We start from the raw sequence: 17,070 nt of genomic DNA, 5'->3' as shown, positions 1-17,070 counted from the left end.
TTAATGGTTGCCCTTTCACATGAGGAAAATGTTAAAGGGATGCTATCTTGTATGTAGATGCATACCTGTTATGATATTATAACACAACTCTTTTTAGTAATATGCTCTATTCTTAAACTAAAGAGTGTAATGAAAAGTTTGAGTAGAGGATATGAATATTCTACGTTTTTATAGTAATTGGCGCCGTTATCGTCGAACCGTTAATGCGTTAAGTCGTCTTTCAACATATGAACTCAGCGATCTTGGAATTTGTCGAGGTGATATTGATTCAATTGCACGACGTTATTCGCGTAAATCTTTATGAAAGTTGTTTGAGATATTTGAGAGAATGCTTTGCTCTGAAAAAGCGTGCATTTTGTGATTTGTTATTACGCCTTCATTTTTAAGAGCAGAAGAGTTGTTTTTCTCAGCCATTGCTGTGTATTGTTTCTCAAATTTTCAGTGTTTCTGTGATATACAACTTTTGATTTATAATGATAATTTAGCGTTATTCATATTGAATTAGAACTCCGAATACCGTGAGATTCTTCCATTTCAAATCTATGTATGTTGAATCAACCAAAACCATTCGCCTGCACGTTACAAGCGGGGAGAGCTGTATGGATAAAAACTATTAAGAAAAGGCTAAAAATGCCTCTTATGAACCATCTCTAGTGCCAAGAACTGTTACAAACATTGGGCACTGATAAATGGTGTGATAGTGCCGAACTGCTCCTTCATAAGCATAAAGATGGGGGGTGCTTAATGGATTTACCGTTATACCCATCACGGGCATCGTCGCAAAATAAGCTTGGAAGCGTTAAGGGATTTTTCTTTAAAATAAGTCCGTGAATATACAATACAATAGCGCTCTGTTTTTCGTGAGGAGTGTAGCCCTATTAATGCAACTCTCTCAGAGATAAATATTGATCCCAACAGCACACTTAAAAACTTATCGAAGATAAGCAACGGCTTAATTTTCTCTCCATATCTTTAAAGGATCAAAATCCTTAACTAGTACTCATCTGTCAACAATGGTCTTTCCAAAAACTTTTTTTCTGGAGCCAATCCCTTTTAGCATCACCTCATGAGATTCTATGAGCAAACCTTGCCTAAAAACATCCAACCCATACTCTAACAAAATGCTTCATGTATAAAATTGATATGATCTTCAAATTTTGAGAATATTACCACAATAAACGATAATGTTTTGCGACACGCAAGATAAAACGCAATATACTATGGGTTGGAATAATGTTCTAATTTTTTATCAAACGCTTTACGGATAAAACGCCAACGAACTTTTTCCTGAAATGCTGGACGAAAATATAAAACAATCTGTTGTGTCCGTTGTGGACCTGTTAATTCTGCAAAATCAATCGAATCTTCAAGACAAATATCTGCGTCAGGCGATATAAAATACCATACTTGTTCGCTCTTCACGTTCTCATTCTTTACGGCTAAACACACACGTTCGCCATCATAGTTAACTTCAACTTGTGGATGAAGATGAAACCGAACAGCAACATGATTTTTTTCATTTTGCACACTCTTGTGTCTCTTTCCCCCTTTATTGGGCATAAAAAAGCGATCAAAACCCTCAATCATATCTCCATTTGTCGCCAAAATAAGACCACGCTCATGAATAAGATTAAAGGGTCGCATATAACCATTATGACTCGCAATAAAACCCGTCTTCTCTGAATCCTCTATACGGCACACTTGAACATCTGTTGGTCCATCAAACAAAAATGGCGCACCATTTTTCTTTTTATGATAAAAAGCACCTACTGAACAATCATTAAGCGTAGCTGTTGAATGTGCTGCAGTAACACGCCCTAAATGTCGATAATCTTCCCGCCCATCAGGATTAACACCGGTATTGATAATAAAACGGTGCCCTTGTGAAGACATTTCAAAAGACAAACACCCCGAACAAGCCTGCTGTGCTACAGAGCGGGGTGGAAACTTTCCTGTATCTGCAAGCACTGTTGTTTGATTGGCTTTTAAGCGCTGAAATCCTGAATAACGGGCATAACTAAAAGGATGTCCTCCTGTTTCATCAAGCTCCAAAAGTGATGATAACCGTTCCGATACAAGGGGACCAACCCCATTAAAATGGGCCAACGTTTGATCCTCATGGATAAAGAATCGTAAAGCTGGCAACATACGCTCAACAGAATCAATCAAAATACGGGGTGCTGTTTCATTGCTACGCATAAAAAGATGCCGTAACGACAATAAATCCGATAACAAATTCAGCAAAATAACAGGACTACGGGAAATATGCCCACCATCAACTAGGATTTGACGGGAAAGCTCCTCTATAAGTGTGGTTTGTACCTTTTTTTTCACTGCCGCAGAAACAGGCAAAGCAAGAGATGCGAATGTCAAAGCCACTGCTGCTTGTAAACGTTGATCATTGTGCTCCATACTACAAATTGTTACGCGCAAATAACGAAATTGCAAACCAAGTGCACGTAAAAAGCGTTTTTCAAACCGTTCACTTGCCCCTTCTAACAACATTTTCGAATGACAAATCCATGAAATCAAGCGCCGCGCCACAACAGGATCACTCCAAGCAAGCCCTTTTACCTTCTTACCAGCATGGTCAAACCAGTCTTCTAAAAGAGAGCGTGCATGTGCAGAAGCTAAATCACTTCCTGCTGCCTCCATATGGCGCAACCAATGAAAATCATGTAGAGCCGCTTCCCATTCTAGCGTTGGTGGAACCAATGAAAACGGAGAAACAGCACCAGAATGAACAATGTGACCAGCAAAAGCAAAACGACCATGATAAAATTCATGCGCCATCATCGGATCAGCTACATGCAAATCCATGGGATGCGCTAAAATTTTATGAGGACGAAACCCTGAAAACCGCCAACGAAACAATGGTCCAACCCATAAACGCCGCATAACATTCTGTATCGTATCGATACAGGCTGCCACTTTTACCTGAGGAGCTTTTACCGCAACCGCCAAAATTTTATCTCCATTTATGCTGAATCAAATACAATTTCGACCATTTTTGTAAATGAAGCGTTAATTAAGCAATTTTTCGTAAGCGCGCAGCAAAAAAACCATCCATTCCTAAAAATACGGTTTTCTCAGCATCAAAATTTTTATGACAAAAATCCGCAGGCGTTGTCCGTAACATCCCCCCACAAAGCAAATGTTCCAGTGCTCCCATTTCCTCTGGATAAATAGGGTCTAAAACAATGTCATTGCGTGTCGATAAAATTTTTTCAATAAGATCTTCACCTTCTTCTCTTGCCAATGAACAATTGGAAAAAACAATCCGTCCCCCCTCCTTTACCAAAGAAATTGCTGCGACAAGCAAATCATATTGCAACGCCACTAACTTGACGATATCTTCCCTCGATTTCGTCCATAAAATATCCGGATGACGACGGATTGTTCCTGTAGAAGAACAAGGAGCATCAAGAAGAACTGCATCAAAAAGCTGTGTGGGATAGAAATTTCTCACATCGCCCTGCCAAATGTGAACTGAAAAATGAAGCCGTTCCATATTTTCTTTTAAACGCTTTACGCGGTTAGCAGAAAGCTCAATTGCTGTCACCTCTGCCCCTTGCAAAGCCAATTGTGCTGTTTTTCCCCCAGGGCTCGCACAAAGATCAGCAACGCGTTTACCCTCAATACTCCCAAGTAAACAAGCAGGCAAAGCTGCTGCAAAATCTTGGACCCACCAAGACCCTTCACGATAGCCTGGTAAATCAGAAACAGAACACTCCAGACGCTTCAATCGAACAGAACCATTGGGCAATACCACACCGCCAAGCCTTTCAGCCCATCCACCACTATCAGATTTCACTGTCAAATCGAAAGGAGGTTCCACACTTTGAATTGCGATAATCTGATGTGCCTTTTCTGTTCCATAAGCTGATATTAAAAGCTGTCCAAACCACGCTGGCACACCTTCAATGGTAGGAACTTGTTGACGTAAAGGCTCTGCCTCACGTGCAACATTGCGCAAAAGAGCATTCACCACCCCTGAAAAACGGCGCATTCGAGGATCAAGTTTCGCCACACGCACAGCTAAATCAATAGCCGCATGATCGGGAATATCAAGATAAAGAATTTGTGCAACACTGATATGCAAAAGATGCTGAAGTGAAAGTGCTTGTGAAGGCAAAGGACGCGCCAAAAAGCGTGAGAGAGCCGCCATAATCTGCCCTCGATGACGCAATGAAGCTGTTAAAATAGCCCGACATAACAAACGATCTCGTTGTGAAAGCTTCAAATATTGTGGATGTCCGTGTTCATTATCCGTCAAACCAGACAGAGGCGTGTACTTATCAACTACCGCCCCCAAAAGACGCACACACACCTGTCGAACAGCTAATCCTGGAACATTTTTTTCAGACACATGCCCCGCTTTTTTGTGTTTCAAACCACCACCTTTATATTATTGCTTCCTTAAAAACTCCCTCAATAACTCTATGAACGAGATCTTTTTGAATTTTCATAACGAAGCCAAGAAGGACGTTTTGTAACACGCTGAAAAGAACTATTTTCTTTCTCACCTAATGCATGAGCCTGACCACTATGAAAATCTCCATAGTTCATCCCGCTGCTTTTTTCATGTATAGCGTCTTCTTTATTCCATCCCACACTTTTGGCAAGAGCCCCTTTCATCTCTTCTGCTTGCTGATAAAGAGCAGCAATACGATTTGCAGTTGCTGGATGTGTCGAAAAAAGACTATCCGCTCCCTCACCGCTCAAAGGATTAATAATAAACAGATGCGCGGTTGCTGGATTATGCTCTGCTTCTTCATTATATACCCCACGTCCCCCATCAGCAATCTTACGCAATGCCGAAGCCAACCATAAAGGATTACCACATATTTCAGCCCCTCTCCGATCCGCAGCATATTCCCGTGTACGACTAATCGCCATTTGCACCAGCATCGCTGCAAAAGGCGCCACGAGCAATGCAATAAATCCTCCAATTGCCCCAGCGCCATGAGAATCTTCTGAAGAGTTACGCTGTCCTCCCATAAAGAAAGCAAAATTACCAAGCATTGAAATTGCCCCTGCAATCGTTGCGGTCAGAGTCATTGTTAACGTATCACGATGCTCAATATGTGCGAGCTCATGCGCCATAACGCCGGCAATTTCCTCAGCGCTTAACCGCTCTAACAACCCAGTACTTGCAGCAACAGCTGCATTTTGCGGATTACGTCCCGTTGCAAAAGCATTTGGCTGTGCATTCTCAATAACATAAACCTTTGGTTGAGGAAGAGAAGCCTTGTGTGCTAAATCGCTTACAATCTTATAATAAACTGGTGCTGAATGCTGATCAACTTCACGCGCCCCGTACATGCGTAAAACGATTTTATCTGAATTCCAATAAGAAAAAAAGTTTAAACCACTTGCCATCAAAAGAGCAATGACCATGCCACCGCCCCCTCCAACAAGATAACCAACTCCCATAAAGAGAGCAGTTAAAAAAGCCAAAAGCATAGCTGTACGCATTATATTCATTACTCAAAAAACTCCATGATAAAAGTCAATCAATACTATATGATGGTGTTTTCTTTCTGCTTCTTCAATGGAATAGGTGTAAAATGAATAAAAAAGATGAGAAAACAAGCAAAAAAAATGCAACTGTCGTTAAACAGCAATCTCTTTCTCCCGCAGCACAACGCGCCCTTAAAGAAGCTGAAGAAAGACGAAAACGCGCAGCAAAAAAAGAACAACCTTTAGAAAACGGCGGACGCGGCGGCAAAGACCCTTCCCGCTATGGAGACTGGGAAATTAAAGGCCGCGCCATTGATTTTTAAAACCATTGATTTAAAAAAAAAACGGCGCAATTTAAACAAGCAGCTTTTTAATGAAAATCCGTTTTTGATAGACAAAAACGGATAATATTTATTTTTCTAAAGCTTTTAAAAACACATTGATTAAACAATCATGCTTCTTATGCTGAAGCAGATTCTGCTTCAGCCGCTGCCGCTGCTTCTTCTGCTGCTTGCTTTGCTGCTGCTATACGTTCTTGTGCTTTTTTACCCGGTTCACCTTTATGTGGATTATTACGAGTTGGACGCTTTTTCAAGCCAGCTGCATCTAAAAACCGTAAAACGCGATCTGTTGGTTGAGCCCCTTGCCCAAGCCAATATTGGATACGTTCTTCATTAAGTTTCACCCTCGGTCCATCTTTAGGCAACATTGGATCCCATGCACCAACACGTTCAAGAAACCGCCCATCGCGCGGACTACGAACATCTGCAACGACGATATGATAGTAAGGACGTTTTTTTGAACCTCCACGGGACAAACGAATTTTCAATGCCATATTTTATCTCCTATTGTCAGCTCTGGCTTTCGTTTAAATTGACTTTTTTTGTTTTTTGCTCTTCAGCAATAACTTCATGATGACTCACAACTTCTTTAATAATAAATTTTAAAAATCTTTCAGCAAAATCAGGATCAAGATCACTATCCATAGCCAATTGCCGCAAACGCGCTACCTGATATTGCTCACGCAGAGGATCTACTTTAGGCAAATCATAACGGGCTTTTAAGCGCCCAACAGCTTTCGTACAACGAAACCGCTCTGCTAAGATATGAATCAAAGTTGCATCAAAATTATCAATGGATGCTCGTAAATGTGCCAATTCGTTTAATACTGTTTCCTGCATTATATTCCTTTCCCTCTTTACATCTTATTTTTTCTTAGGATGCTGAGGAAAATTTCCCCCATCGACAATGCCATTGGAAAGACCAGGAAAAGTAGGTCCACGCTTGGGAAGTCCGGGCAAGAGCTTCCCTCCATTACCATTTTCAATTTGCTTTTGAAGCGTTGAGAATTGCTTTGGATCCAATCCCGACAAATCCGGCATAGTTGGAGAATCCCCTCCCAAGTTTCCCATACCACCAAAACCCATTTTGGAACCAAGGCCTCCCAACATCTTTCCCATAAAACCACTTTTTCCTTTACCACCCATGGCTTTCATCATATCAGCCATTTGGCGATACATCTTCAAAAGTTTATTAATATCAGCCGCCGTCGTACCAGACCCCTTAGCAATTCGTTGTTTGCGGCTATGTTTTAAAAGCTCTGGATTCGCCCGCTCTTTGGGTGTCATAGATGAAATAATGGCCAATTGACGATCAAACAAACGATCATCAAACCCCGCAGCCGCAATCTGCTCTTTGACTTTCCCCATTCCTGGCAACATGCCCATAATACCGCCCATTCCACCCAGTTTTTTCATTTTCTGCAACTGTTCTGCAAGATCATTCAGATCAAATTTTCCGGCTTGCATTTTTTTTGCAAAAGCAGCAGCTTTCTCATGATCCATTGTTTCAGCAGCTTTTTCAACCAAAGAAACAATATCCCCCATTCCGAGAATACGATCAGCAATACGACTGGGATGAAATTCTTCTAAAGCATCTATTTTTTCACCAGTTCCAATTGCTTTAATTGGTTTACCTGTAACAGCACGCATAGAAAGAGCAGCGCCACCACGCCCATCACTATCCATACGTGTTAAAATAATCCCCGTAATCCCTACACGCTCATCAAAAGAACGAGCAAGATGAACGGCATCTTGCCCCGTCAAACTATCAGCCACCAACATAATCTCATGAGGAAGGGAACATGCTTTAATTTCAGCCAATTCGAGCATCAAAGCTTCATCAATATGATTACGTCCTGCTGTGTCAAGAAGAAGCACGTCATAACCACCTAATTTAGCAGCCTGCACGGCACGTGATGCAATATCAACGGGCAGCTGACCCGCAATAATAGGCAAGCTTGCAAGTTTTGCCTGCTCTCCCAATTGGCGCAATTGCTCCTGTGCAGCGGGACGGCGTGTATCTAATGACGCCATGAGAACTTTTTTATTGTGCTTATCAGTAAAACGTTTTGCAAGCTTTGCTGTTGTAGTTGTTTTTCCGGAACCTTGCAAACCAGTCATCATGATAACAACTGGAGCTGGTGCATTTAAATCACTCAGAACGCTTTCATTTCCAAGAATATGAACCAATTCATCATGAACAATTTTAACCACCATTTGGCCTGGTTTAATTGATTTAACGATTTCGGCCCCAACAGCTTTTTCCCGAACTCTATCGGTAAAAGAGCGCACAACATCAAGAGCAACATCAGCTTCCAATAAAGCGCGACGAATTTCACGCAGCGCCTCTACAACATCCTGATCCGATAAAGCGCCACGTCCCGTCAAATGAGACAGGATAGAACCAAGTCGCTCTTGCAAGGATTCAAACATCATTTACCTCATTGTTGCATAACAAACAAACCAAAATAGCATCCGAGAACGCATCGCGCCGTCGGATGTTGACCTCTGAGATCTCTTTATACCCTTAAACTGGGGTCTCAGTCGGTGGCTCCAAGTTAATTTTGTCACTGAAAGCTTGCTCCTTCAAACAATAAAACCCCAGCTTTGTCAAGTTTTATCATAAAATATCTTTTTATACGAAGAAATAAAAACAACAAATACTATACTTCAAAACTTTCAACTTCAACACGCATAAAACAACCTGTTTCCTGTTCCATGCTCCATAATTTTCCGCTAGAGATATCAAACCAAACACCATGCAATGTCAAAAAACCTTGATCTTTGCGAAGCTTAATCCACGGAAACGTCTCTAAATTTCTCAACGAATGGCGAATAGAAAGCTGCTCTAATGCCGTCTGTTTTTCTGGCCAAGACAGCGACTTATTATTCAAAACGATTTCTGCTGCTGGTGCTAAGAGACTTATCCATTGACCGATAAAATCATTTGATAATAAAGATTTATATGTCTCATTAAGAGCAGTACGAATGCCTCCACAATGGGCATGACCAAAAACGACAATATGTCTCACCTCAAGCAATTGCACAGCATATTCAAGAGCTGCTGATGTTGCGTGATATTGGTCATCAGGAGAAAAAGGAGGAACCACATTCGCCACGTTGCGCAGGGTGAAAATTTCCCCTGGCTTAGCATCAAAAATCATTTCTGGTACTGCACGCGAATCACAACAAGCAATGACCAAAACTTCAGGTTTCTGCCCCTCAATCGCCAATTGCTGATAATCTGCTATTTTATATAAAAAATGATTGTTTATAAAGTTTTGGTAACCACTTAAAAGTCTTTCTGGTAAACGCGCCATTCTCTCTTTACTTTTGCTTCTTTTTTTACTTTTATTTTGTATATTTTAAAAAACAAACTATTAACATACAAAAATACTAAAAGTGCCCTTTCCTTGAAGCAAAATATTTCTTTAAAGTGCAAAATATTACTAAAAAATAGCAAAAACAAACTCATTCTTTCCAAATAAAGAGCTATTTTCTTTAGAAAGAAGGTGTTACAGTATATAAAAAATATAATGGTCTGCTTTTAATTAAAGACCCCTTAAGAGCAAAAAGGGAGAGTGAATGTGTTGCAACAAAAAAAAACAGAGACAAAAAACACCCAAGATAAAATAGAACAAATCCTTTTTGCCCAAACCGATAAAGAAGATATTGCTTATTACGAAAATGAAGAACTTCAAAAAGCCACAACCATCGCGGTAAAAGCTTTTAATCTCCATCAGACGGGAAAAAATACCATCTGCTTTGAGCAAAATTTAACCCGTAGTAACAGACCTATAACCGTTATCACGCTTGTCAATGATAACAAACCCTTTCTTCTCGATTCTATTTTAAATGTTTTTAATCAACACAAAAACCATATCTATTTGATTGCACACCCCATTATTGATTGTGCTTCTGGAAAACGCATCAGTCTGATGCAAATTCACATCGAGTCATTAAACAAACAGCAAATACAAAAACTTGAAAATGAACTCACCTTAGTTCTTGAACAGGTTAATGCTGCTGTACAAGACTGGAAACCTATGCTTGAAGAAGTTGAAAAGCAGATTCATGCCTACCAAATAAGTCTTCCCCCACACTACAAACAAGAAGGCGAAAAAGCTATTGAATTTCTTCACTGGCTAATGGACGATAATTTCATTTTCCTTGGTATGCGCACTTACAACTTCATCAAAGACCAAAAACCCCTAAAATCCTTTACAGCCAGTAATATTGAACTTGGTATACTCACGGATGCTTCTATTCATATTGTTGACGATAAAAGCATGAAAGAACCTCCTCAAGAAGTTTTATCCTTCATGGAAAGCGATAATCTGTTTATCGTGACAAAAGCGAACAGCCGCTCCAAAATTCACCGTTCTGTTTGGCTCGATTATATTGGTCTTAAAATCTTTGATAAAGAAAACCAACTCTGTGGAGAATTACGCATTGTAGGGCTTTTTACCTCCTCAGCTTATACACGTTCTATTTTGCAAATTCCTTTCTTAAAAGAAAAAGCCCGAACTATTATTCAACGACTTGGACACAATCACGCCGATTATTCAGGAAAAGCACTCATCAGTGCTTTAGAAACCTATCCAAGAGATGAAATGTTTCGCTCTGATGTTGATACATTGACAGAAAACACTAAGCTTATTCTACAATTAGATGAGCGCCCACGTTTACGGGTTCTTGCCCACACTGATTCTTTTGGACGCTTTGTTTCTATCCTTGTCTACGTACCGCGTGACCAATATAGCAGCAGCTTGCGTGAAAAAGTTGGCGAACATTTTGTTGAGCTTTATAAAGGTGACTTTTTTGAATCTTATCCGCTATTTTTGGAAAGCACCCTTATACGTGTCTATTATATCATCCATCGCAAAGGAAACGAAACTGTTCCCCTTCATGAGCGCTCCACACTTGAACAACATGTACGTTCGATTGCACGAAGTTGGGAAGACAGGGTTCAAGCCATCGCTCTTACCCAGAAAATAACAGAGCAACAAACACGTCTAGCCAGTGAATTCCCCAACAGCTATCGTGATTTATTTTCAGCTGAAGACGCTATTAACGATGCCGGACATATTCTAAGTCTTCATGATGAAAAACCCCTTTTCGTGATCTTTTATCACGCACAAAACAAAGAAAAACAGTACATTTCTCTTCGGCTTTTTCACCGCCATGAAGCTCTTGCCCTTTCCAAACGTGTACCACTCCTTGAAAATATGGGGTTTCGCGTTATTGCTGAACAAACCCTTGAATTACCAGATGGCAATGGGCGCTCTGTGTATCTTCATGATATGCAGCTGGAAAGTACTTTCCAGCGCTGTATCGATTTTGAAAAAGACGGGCAAAAACACGCCGAAACCTTTGAAGCCATTTGGGCACAAAATGCTGATAATGACGGCTTTAATGCTCTCACACAAACAGCTGAGCTTGATTGGCATGAAATTGTTATTTTGCGCCATTATGGGCGCTATCTCCAACAAGCTGGAATTCCTTATTCGCAAGATCGCGTTGCCCAAACTTTAAATGCTTATCCTGACATTACCCAAGATCTTTATGCTTTATTTCATTTAAAATTTCATCAAAGCCATACAGAAAAAGAACGGGAAAAAAACCAACAAGTTATTCAAAAGCGTATTGAAGAAAAATTACGGAAAGTCTCTGGTTTAGATGATGACCTGATCTTACGCCGTTATTGTAACCTTATCGAGGCGAGTTTACGAACGAATGCCTTTACGCCTCTTCCTGATGGAAATCCACGGCGTATTTTAGCCACCAAATTAAATCCGCGCCAAATTGAAGGTTTGCCTGAACCGCGCCCTTACCGAGAAATTTTTGTTTATGGACCAGAAGTTGAAGGGGTCCATTTGCGTTTTGGACCTATCGCTCGTGGCGGCATTCGTTGGTCTGACCGTGCATTAGATTATCGCACCGAAGTGCTTAGCTTAGTCAAAGCCCAACAAGTTAAAAATGCGGTTATCGTTCCTGCAGGTGCAAAAGGTGGCTTCTATCCCCATCGGCTTCCCCAAACAAATGACCGTGCTGTCATCATAGAAGCAGCACGACAAGCTTATACAGACTTTATCACAGCTTTGCTCTCCATCACAGACAATCTAATTAACGGCAAAATAAGTTCTCCCCACAATGTCATCTGTCATGATGACCCTGACCCCTATTTTGTTGTCGCGGCAGACAAAGGAACAGCAACTTTTTCTGATACAGCCAATGCCATCAGCCAAGCAAACCACTTTTGGCTTGATGATGCTTTTGCCTCTGGAGGTTCAGCAGGTTACGACCACAAAGAAATTGGTATTACAGCTAAAGGTGCATGGGAAGCCGTCAAAAGACATTTTAGAGAGTCATTTAATCACGATATTCAAACAACGCCCTTCACCTGTGTCGGTGTTGGCGATATGTCTGGTGATGTTTTTGGCAATGGGATGCTGCTTTCCAAACAAACAAAATTGATTGCCGCTTTTGATCACCGCGATATTTTTATTGATCCAGATCCGAACATAGACGAAAGCTATGCAGAGCGTATGCGTCTCTTCAAACTGCCTCGCTCAAGCTGGCAGGATTACGACCAAAGCAAATTATCAAAGGGCGGTGGTATCTTCTCACGAAAAGAAAAAACCATTACTCTCTCACCTGAAGCAGCACAAGCCATTGGTTTCGAAAAACAAACAGGAACACCCTTTGAAATTATCTCTGCTCTTCTCAAAGCCCCTGTTGATCTTTTATGGTTCGGTGGCATTGGTACTTATATCCGTGCTGCAACAGAAAACGATGCCCAAGTAGGTGATCGTGCAAATGATGCAATACGCATTACCGGAGAACAAGTGCGTGCAAAAATTATTGGCGAAGGGGCTAATCTTGGTGTTACACAACGTGGACGAATTGAATATGTCTCAAATGGTGGTCGATGCAATACGGATGCCATTGACAATTCTGCTGGTGTTAATTGTTCTGATATTGAGGTCAATCTCAAAATTGTTCTTGCATCAGCACTACGTGCCAAAACGTTAACCCGCGAAGATCGCAATAAGCTCTTGAAAAAAATGACGCCTCAAGTCGAGCAACTCGTCTTGCGCAACAATTATCTACAACCTCTTGCGCTTTCTTTGGCGGAAAACCAGAGCACTGCTGATTTGCCCTATCAAATACGCTTTATGCACGACTTGGAACAAAAAAAGCTTCTAGATCGCAGAGTTGAAATACTCCCTGATGAGCAAATTTTACGACAAAGAACAACCCAAGGCAAAGGTCTTCTCCGTCCAGAACTCGCCGTTATTTTTGCCTATGCTAAATTGACCTTAAAAGAAGAAATTGCTAATAGCCCCATTGTTGATGATCACTATTTCAATACAACCTTGCTGAACTATTTTCCAACCCAAATTCAAGAAAATTTTAAGAAGGAAGTTATTAACCATCAATTGCGTCGTAATATTATCGCAACGCTGATTGCCAACGATATTGTAAATCGTGGAGGCCCCACTTTTGTTAATAGACTACACGATGCAACAGAACAAAAGACTGAAAATATTATTCGCGTTTTCATTGCTATCCGCGATGGTTTCGAAATTCCTCAATTGTCTGAGCAAATTGATAAGCTTGATAATAAAATACCCGGTCTTGTCCAAAATAAATTCTACGCAGCAATGACCCCAATGCTCTTTGAAACAACCAATTGGGGTTTGCACAACATAGATCTCTCACGTCCATTAGAAGAAATTGTAAAAACAATAAAGCAAGCCCGTAGCGTTATTGAAAAAGAGCTTATGCATTCTCACGGCAACGATATTAAGCAAAAGATTGAAGAAAAAGCATTACACTACAGCGAAGAGGGAGCACCAAAAGCATTAGCGAAACAATTAGCCCTCTTGGAAGCTGCTTCAACAATATGTGATATTTCTTTAATTGCAAAAAAAAGCAACAGTGATCTTATTAAAACCGCAGAGATCTACTTTTCACTTGCGCAAATCATTCGTATAAACCGCATTAACGAAGCAAGTCGTATAATCCCTGTAGTAGATTATTATGATAGTATGGCTTTAAGCCAAGCCAAAGAAAATGTTTCTGAAAGCTTTCGGCAAATCGTTATGAAAATCCTCAAAAATTATGGAAAGAAAAAAGATCCTTTTGACACTTGGAAAAAAACAGAAGAAGATCATATTCACAACATTACAAACCGCATTAGCGCCCTTATTGAAAATGATCTCAATATTTCTCGTTTTACTTTTGCAGCAGGATTGATTTCTCAACTTCAAAATATTGGCTTTCAAACCTAAAGCAAATACAAAACGACCCACTCAATCTCCCGTTCTATCCCACCACCACGACAAACCAACTAAGACAGAGCAGAAGTTTGCATTTTAGACATAACACCAACAATAAAAATCTCGCTATTTATCACAATAGAATTGTTTGCAACAATTTCAAAAAAAAACACCAGGATTGATTTCTCACCCTAAAAACATAAACTTTCAGACTTAAAAGCAGTACAAAACAGCTAAGCTTTTGCTCCGTTCTATCCCCCCATGACTAATCAGCAAGGGAAGAACGAAAGCCCTATCCTGCATTTTTAGACAGAGCACTCAAAATAAAAAATAAATTCAGATTTTACTTTCAAATATCCTTCATCATAAAAATATAATATATTGATTTACAATCATAATTTTATCATTTTTATGATAACTGATAATCCGATATTCTAAATTTGTCTCATTTAAAATCTGTTTATATTCAATCAATTAACCCCATTTCCCCTTGCATATTGCAAATGGGAAAGCCGAATAGATAAAAACAGTAAAGAAAAGACTAAAAATGCCCCTCATAAACCGCCTCAAATGCCAAAATCTGCAGTAACATTGGGAGTTAGCAAATATAATATGATGGTGTTGCCCCAGCTTATTACTCCATAACCGAAAAGATGGTAGCCCTTAATGGCTCTATCGTTATACCATTCATAGGCGACATCGTAAAATAAGAAGTACTGAGAAATATTTTTTTAACAAATGCGTAAATATGCAATACAAATATATTCTGTTTTACGTGGAAGACATATAGCTTCATTAAAAAACATCAGAAATAAAAGGATAAGCTTAATCTATCATTTAAAATGATATAACTGTAACTGCTTTTGAAATGCGTAAAATCGAATAAAAAATGACAGTAAAGATGGATGTTGATTTTCCCTTTACAACTTCATATTCTCCTCCAACTAGGCTATTTACTTGTTTTAAGAGATTACTCCCAAACAGATATATGCAATATACTCATTCCATATATAAAGAAAAAGGTTCCTAACAAGCACCACACCACCTGTATAAAAAGGCAATTCAGCATACTTTAAAATGCCACTTTTTCCATACAAACACTGTTACTATATGTAGTTTGATATAAGATTTTGTACTAAGTGAAAAGAGGTTGGACGAATTAGGAGTAGGTGGTAATTTTTTATTTTTATAGCTATTTTTTTTTACCATTAAATACGCATTTTGTTAAAATAGATTTTGACACTCTAAAATTGCAAAAAAGTATGAAAATCAGAAAAAATCGAAATTTTGTGGTAAAAATTAAAAAAGGCTTTGGTACAACACCTAAAGCGGAGCAAGACGACCAAGTTTTAAAAAGCCTAATTTTACCCACCCATTGTTAATGAGCAAGGAAAGAACGGGAGCGCCGTCCGCATTTTTAGGCAAAGCACCTAAAATAAAAAATAACGCTTGAAGATTATTGGTTTGCGTGGGAAATAAGCGCTGCAGAGTGTCAAGAAGCTTCATAGACTGAATAAGGACAAGTTCAAATTTTGCTGTCAAATATCCTTCATCATCAAAAGAAAAAGGTCCACTAATACGCACTGCACCACCTGTATGAAAAGTCAATTCACCTTGCTTTAAAAGTCCACTTTTTCCATACAATCGCTGTTGCCAATTTTTTTCTTCATGTTCAAACAGAAGAGAGGCATCATTTAAAATCCATTTCAAATTGCCATCAATTTTAGGAATATCAACAAAAGAAGATTTTAAAAAGGGAGAAGCATCAAAACCGTCAAAAGTTATATGTCCCGATAAATCATTCTTTTCATGTTTAAGATCAAGTCGAAAAAATTCTGCCGTTATTTTTTGGGAAGCTTCTTTTGGCTCTAACGGCTGAATAATCACGTTATGCGTATTTTGCAAAGATGCCTGATCTTCAATATTTTCTTGTGTCGTTTTTTTATCTGTCGTTTGTTCTCCTAACGCTTCTTGAAGCTTTTGACCTTCAAAGGAAGAAGAAAAAGGTGAAATCTCAAGCCCTTCAGCTATAAACTTCAATGTCTTACCCGTTTTCCAATAAGGTTCTGTTTCAATCATCAAATTGCGCCAACTGGATACTATGGAAGTTTTTCCAGAAAAAACAATTAATGCAGGGGAATGAACATTAAACTCGACCAAATGAGGTGCATAAATTGGTGCACCAGCTGTCAAACGCCCCGTCGATAAAGAAACCCCATGTAAAGGCCAAGAAAATTGAAACTTGTCACAAACAACACCGACACGTAAAGGATAACCATCCTTGTGCACATTCTCACATACCGCCGCCATATTATGGGAAGATATTTTTGTGAATATATCAGAAACATAGTCTTCTATTTTACGTGAAAAAAAAACCAGAGCGCGCTATAAATAAATACCAAAGCAAGACAAAAGAGCCCACAAATTAAATAACTCAAAGAAAAACTTTTTTGTGATGATGGTATTTGAAAGGATTTAGACAATATTCAAACTTTCTTTATCTCTTAACTTCCTCCCCACCCTAAAAAGGATAAAGATTCCCAACCACGGTCAGTTTATACACAATCCAACTTCTTAATCGACCGGATTTTATCTACTGGTCACTTCAAGAAGTCCCTATACATCGTTCTAAAGTACAGTATCTCATAAGCTCAACAAACAAGATTTTCTTAAAAAACCCTTTACACCCTTTAACAAAAAACACCTCATGTGTAAAGTTTTACATAGATTTTCTACCTCTGCCTTAAACCATACTGTTTTACAGCACAAAAAAAATGATAATGAATAGTGTTTCTTAACGATAAAACCATTGAGCACCCCCATCTTTACGCTTATTGAGGAGCAAAGCCAGCACCATCATTATATTTGGCTACCCCCACAATTTTGCGACAGCCCTTGGCACTTAAGACAGTTCATAAGAAGCATTTTTAGTCTTTTCTTATACAGTTTTTGCCCACACGCCAGCCCTACTTGTGACAGCA

11 protein-coding genes are annotated in these 17,070 nt (G+C 39.4%); 3 read left to right on the top strand and 8 right to left on the bottom strand.

The annotated features are described in order from the left end of the window. The first annotated feature begins 151 nt into the window (after positions 1-151). Positions 152-304, top strand: coding sequence for a DUF1127 domain-containing protein (locus ACFILA_RS01080; protein ID WP_273790070.1), 153 nt, complete (start codon positions 152-154; stop codon positions 302-304). 914 nt (positions 305-1,218) lie between these two features. On the opposite strand, the gene ACFILA_RS01075 is transcribed toward ACFILA_RS01080, so the two are convergent. The 3 genes from ACFILA_RS01075 to htpX form a co-directional block, all read right to left on the bottom strand. Further along, positions 1,219-2,964: a heparinase II/III family protein gene (locus ACFILA_RS01075; protein ID WP_375630700.1), complete on the bottom strand. Its 1,746-nt coding sequence runs from the start codon at positions 2,962-2,964 to the stop codon at positions 1,219-1,221. 64 nt (positions 2,965-3,028) lie between these two features. Next, positions 3,029-4,393 carry an RsmB/NOP family class I SAM-dependent RNA methyltransferase gene (locus tag ACFILA_RS01070; protein ID WP_273790072.1) on the bottom strand — a complete coding sequence of 455 codons (1,365 nt, stop codon included), beginning with the start codon at positions 4,391-4,393 and terminating at the stop codon, positions 3,029-3,031. Between the two features lie 47 nt (positions 4,394-4,440). Continuing rightward, positions 4,441-5,487, bottom strand: coding sequence for a zinc metalloprotease HtpX (gene htpX / locus ACFILA_RS01065; RefSeq protein WP_375660501.1), 1,047 nt, complete (start codon positions 5,485-5,487; stop codon positions 4,441-4,443). Between the two features lie 83 nt (positions 5,488-5,570). On the opposite strand from htpX, the gene ACFILA_RS01060 reads away from it, so the two are divergent. Further along, complete coding sequence (locus tag ACFILA_RS01060) at positions 5,571-5,786, top strand: DUF1674 domain-containing protein (RefSeq protein WP_273790074.1); 216 nt, start codon at positions 5,571-5,573, stop codon at positions 5,784-5,786. A 137-nt stretch (positions 5,787-5,923) separates the two neighbouring features. On the opposite strand, the gene rpsP is transcribed toward ACFILA_RS01060, so the two are convergent. The 4 genes from rpsP to ACFILA_RS01040 form a co-directional block, all read right to left on the bottom strand. Then, complete coding sequence (gene rpsP / locus ACFILA_RS01055; RefSeq protein WP_273787601.1) at positions 5,924-6,298, bottom strand: 30S ribosomal protein S16; 375 nt, start codon at positions 6,296-6,298, stop codon at positions 5,924-5,926. Between the two features lie 16 nt (positions 6,299-6,314). Beyond that, complete coding sequence (locus ACFILA_RS01050; protein ID WP_273790075.1) at positions 6,315-6,644, bottom strand: chorismate mutase; 330 nt, start codon at positions 6,642-6,644, stop codon at positions 6,315-6,317. A gap of 24 nt (positions 6,645-6,668) precedes the next feature. Then, entirely contained in the window at positions 6,669-8,237 is a 1,569-nt protein-coding gene (ffh, locus tag ACFILA_RS01045) for a signal recognition particle protein (RefSeq protein WP_375643065.1), read from the bottom strand. A 230-nt stretch (positions 8,238-8,467) separates the two neighbouring features. Further along, on the bottom strand, positions 8,468-9,124 hold the full coding sequence (locus tag ACFILA_RS01040) for a carbonic anhydrase (RefSeq protein WP_273790076.1): 657 nt from the start codon (positions 9,122-9,124) through the stop codon (positions 8,468-8,470). A 267-nt stretch (positions 9,125-9,391) separates the two neighbouring features. On the opposite strand from ACFILA_RS01040, the gene ACFILA_RS01035 reads away from it, so the two are divergent. Further along, positions 9,392-14,101 carry an NAD-glutamate dehydrogenase gene (locus ACFILA_RS01035; protein WP_375660500.1) on the top strand — a complete coding sequence of 1,570 codons (4,710 nt, stop codon included), beginning with the start codon at positions 9,392-9,394 and terminating at the stop codon, positions 14,099-14,101. Between the two features lie 1,311 nt (positions 14,102-15,412). On the opposite strand, the gene ACFILA_RS01030 is transcribed toward ACFILA_RS01035, so the two are convergent. Next, positions 15,413-16,399, bottom strand: a complete 987-nt coding sequence (locus ACFILA_RS01030) for a DUF2125 domain-containing protein (protein WP_375660499.1) — start codon at positions 16,397-16,399, stop codon at positions 15,413-15,415. Positions 16,400-17,070: the final 671 nt, after the last annotated feature.

Source organism: Bartonella sp. CL71SXKL (assembly GCF_042194935.1).
In the GTDB taxonomy this organism is placed as follows: domain Bacteria; phylum Pseudomonadota; class Alphaproteobacteria; order Rhizobiales; family Rhizobiaceae; genus Bartonella.
Note: the sequence above shows the minus strand (reverse complement) of the source record. Positions and strands in the feature narration are given on the sequence as shown.

What these genes read in the sequence shown, in the direction of transcription:
- ffh (WP_375643065.1), bottom strand. Translation starts at nt 8,237, where the DNA reads ATGTTTGAATCCTTGCAAGAGCGACTTGGTTCTATCCTGTCTCATTTG.
- ACFILA_RS01050 (WP_273790075.1), bottom strand. Translation starts at nt 6,644, where the DNA reads ATGCAGGAAACAGTATTAAACGAATTGGCACATTTACGAGCATCCATT.
- htpX (WP_375660501.1), bottom strand. Translation starts at nt 5,487, where the DNA reads ATGAATATAATGCGTACAGCTATGCTTTTGGCTTTTTTAACTGCTCTC.
- ACFILA_RS01060 (WP_273790074.1), top strand. Translation starts at nt 5,571, where the DNA reads ATGAATAAAAAAGATGAGAAAACAAGCAAAAAAAATGCAACTGTCGTT.
- ACFILA_RS01030 (WP_375660499.1), bottom strand. Translation starts at nt 16,399, where the DNA reads ATGGCGGCGGTATGTGAGAATGTGCACAAGGATGGTTATCCTTTACGT.
- ACFILA_RS01080 (WP_273790070.1), top strand. Translation starts at nt 152, where the DNA reads ATGAATATTCTACGTTTTTATAGTAATTGGCGCCGTTATCGTCGAACC.
- rpsP (WP_273787601.1), bottom strand. Translation starts at nt 6,298, where the DNA reads ATGGCATTGAAAATTCGTTTGTCCCGTGGAGGTTCAAAAAAACGTCCT.
- ACFILA_RS01040 (WP_273790076.1), bottom strand. Translation starts at nt 9,124, where the DNA reads ATGGCGCGTTTACCAGAAAGACTTTTAAGTGGTTACCAAAACTTTATA.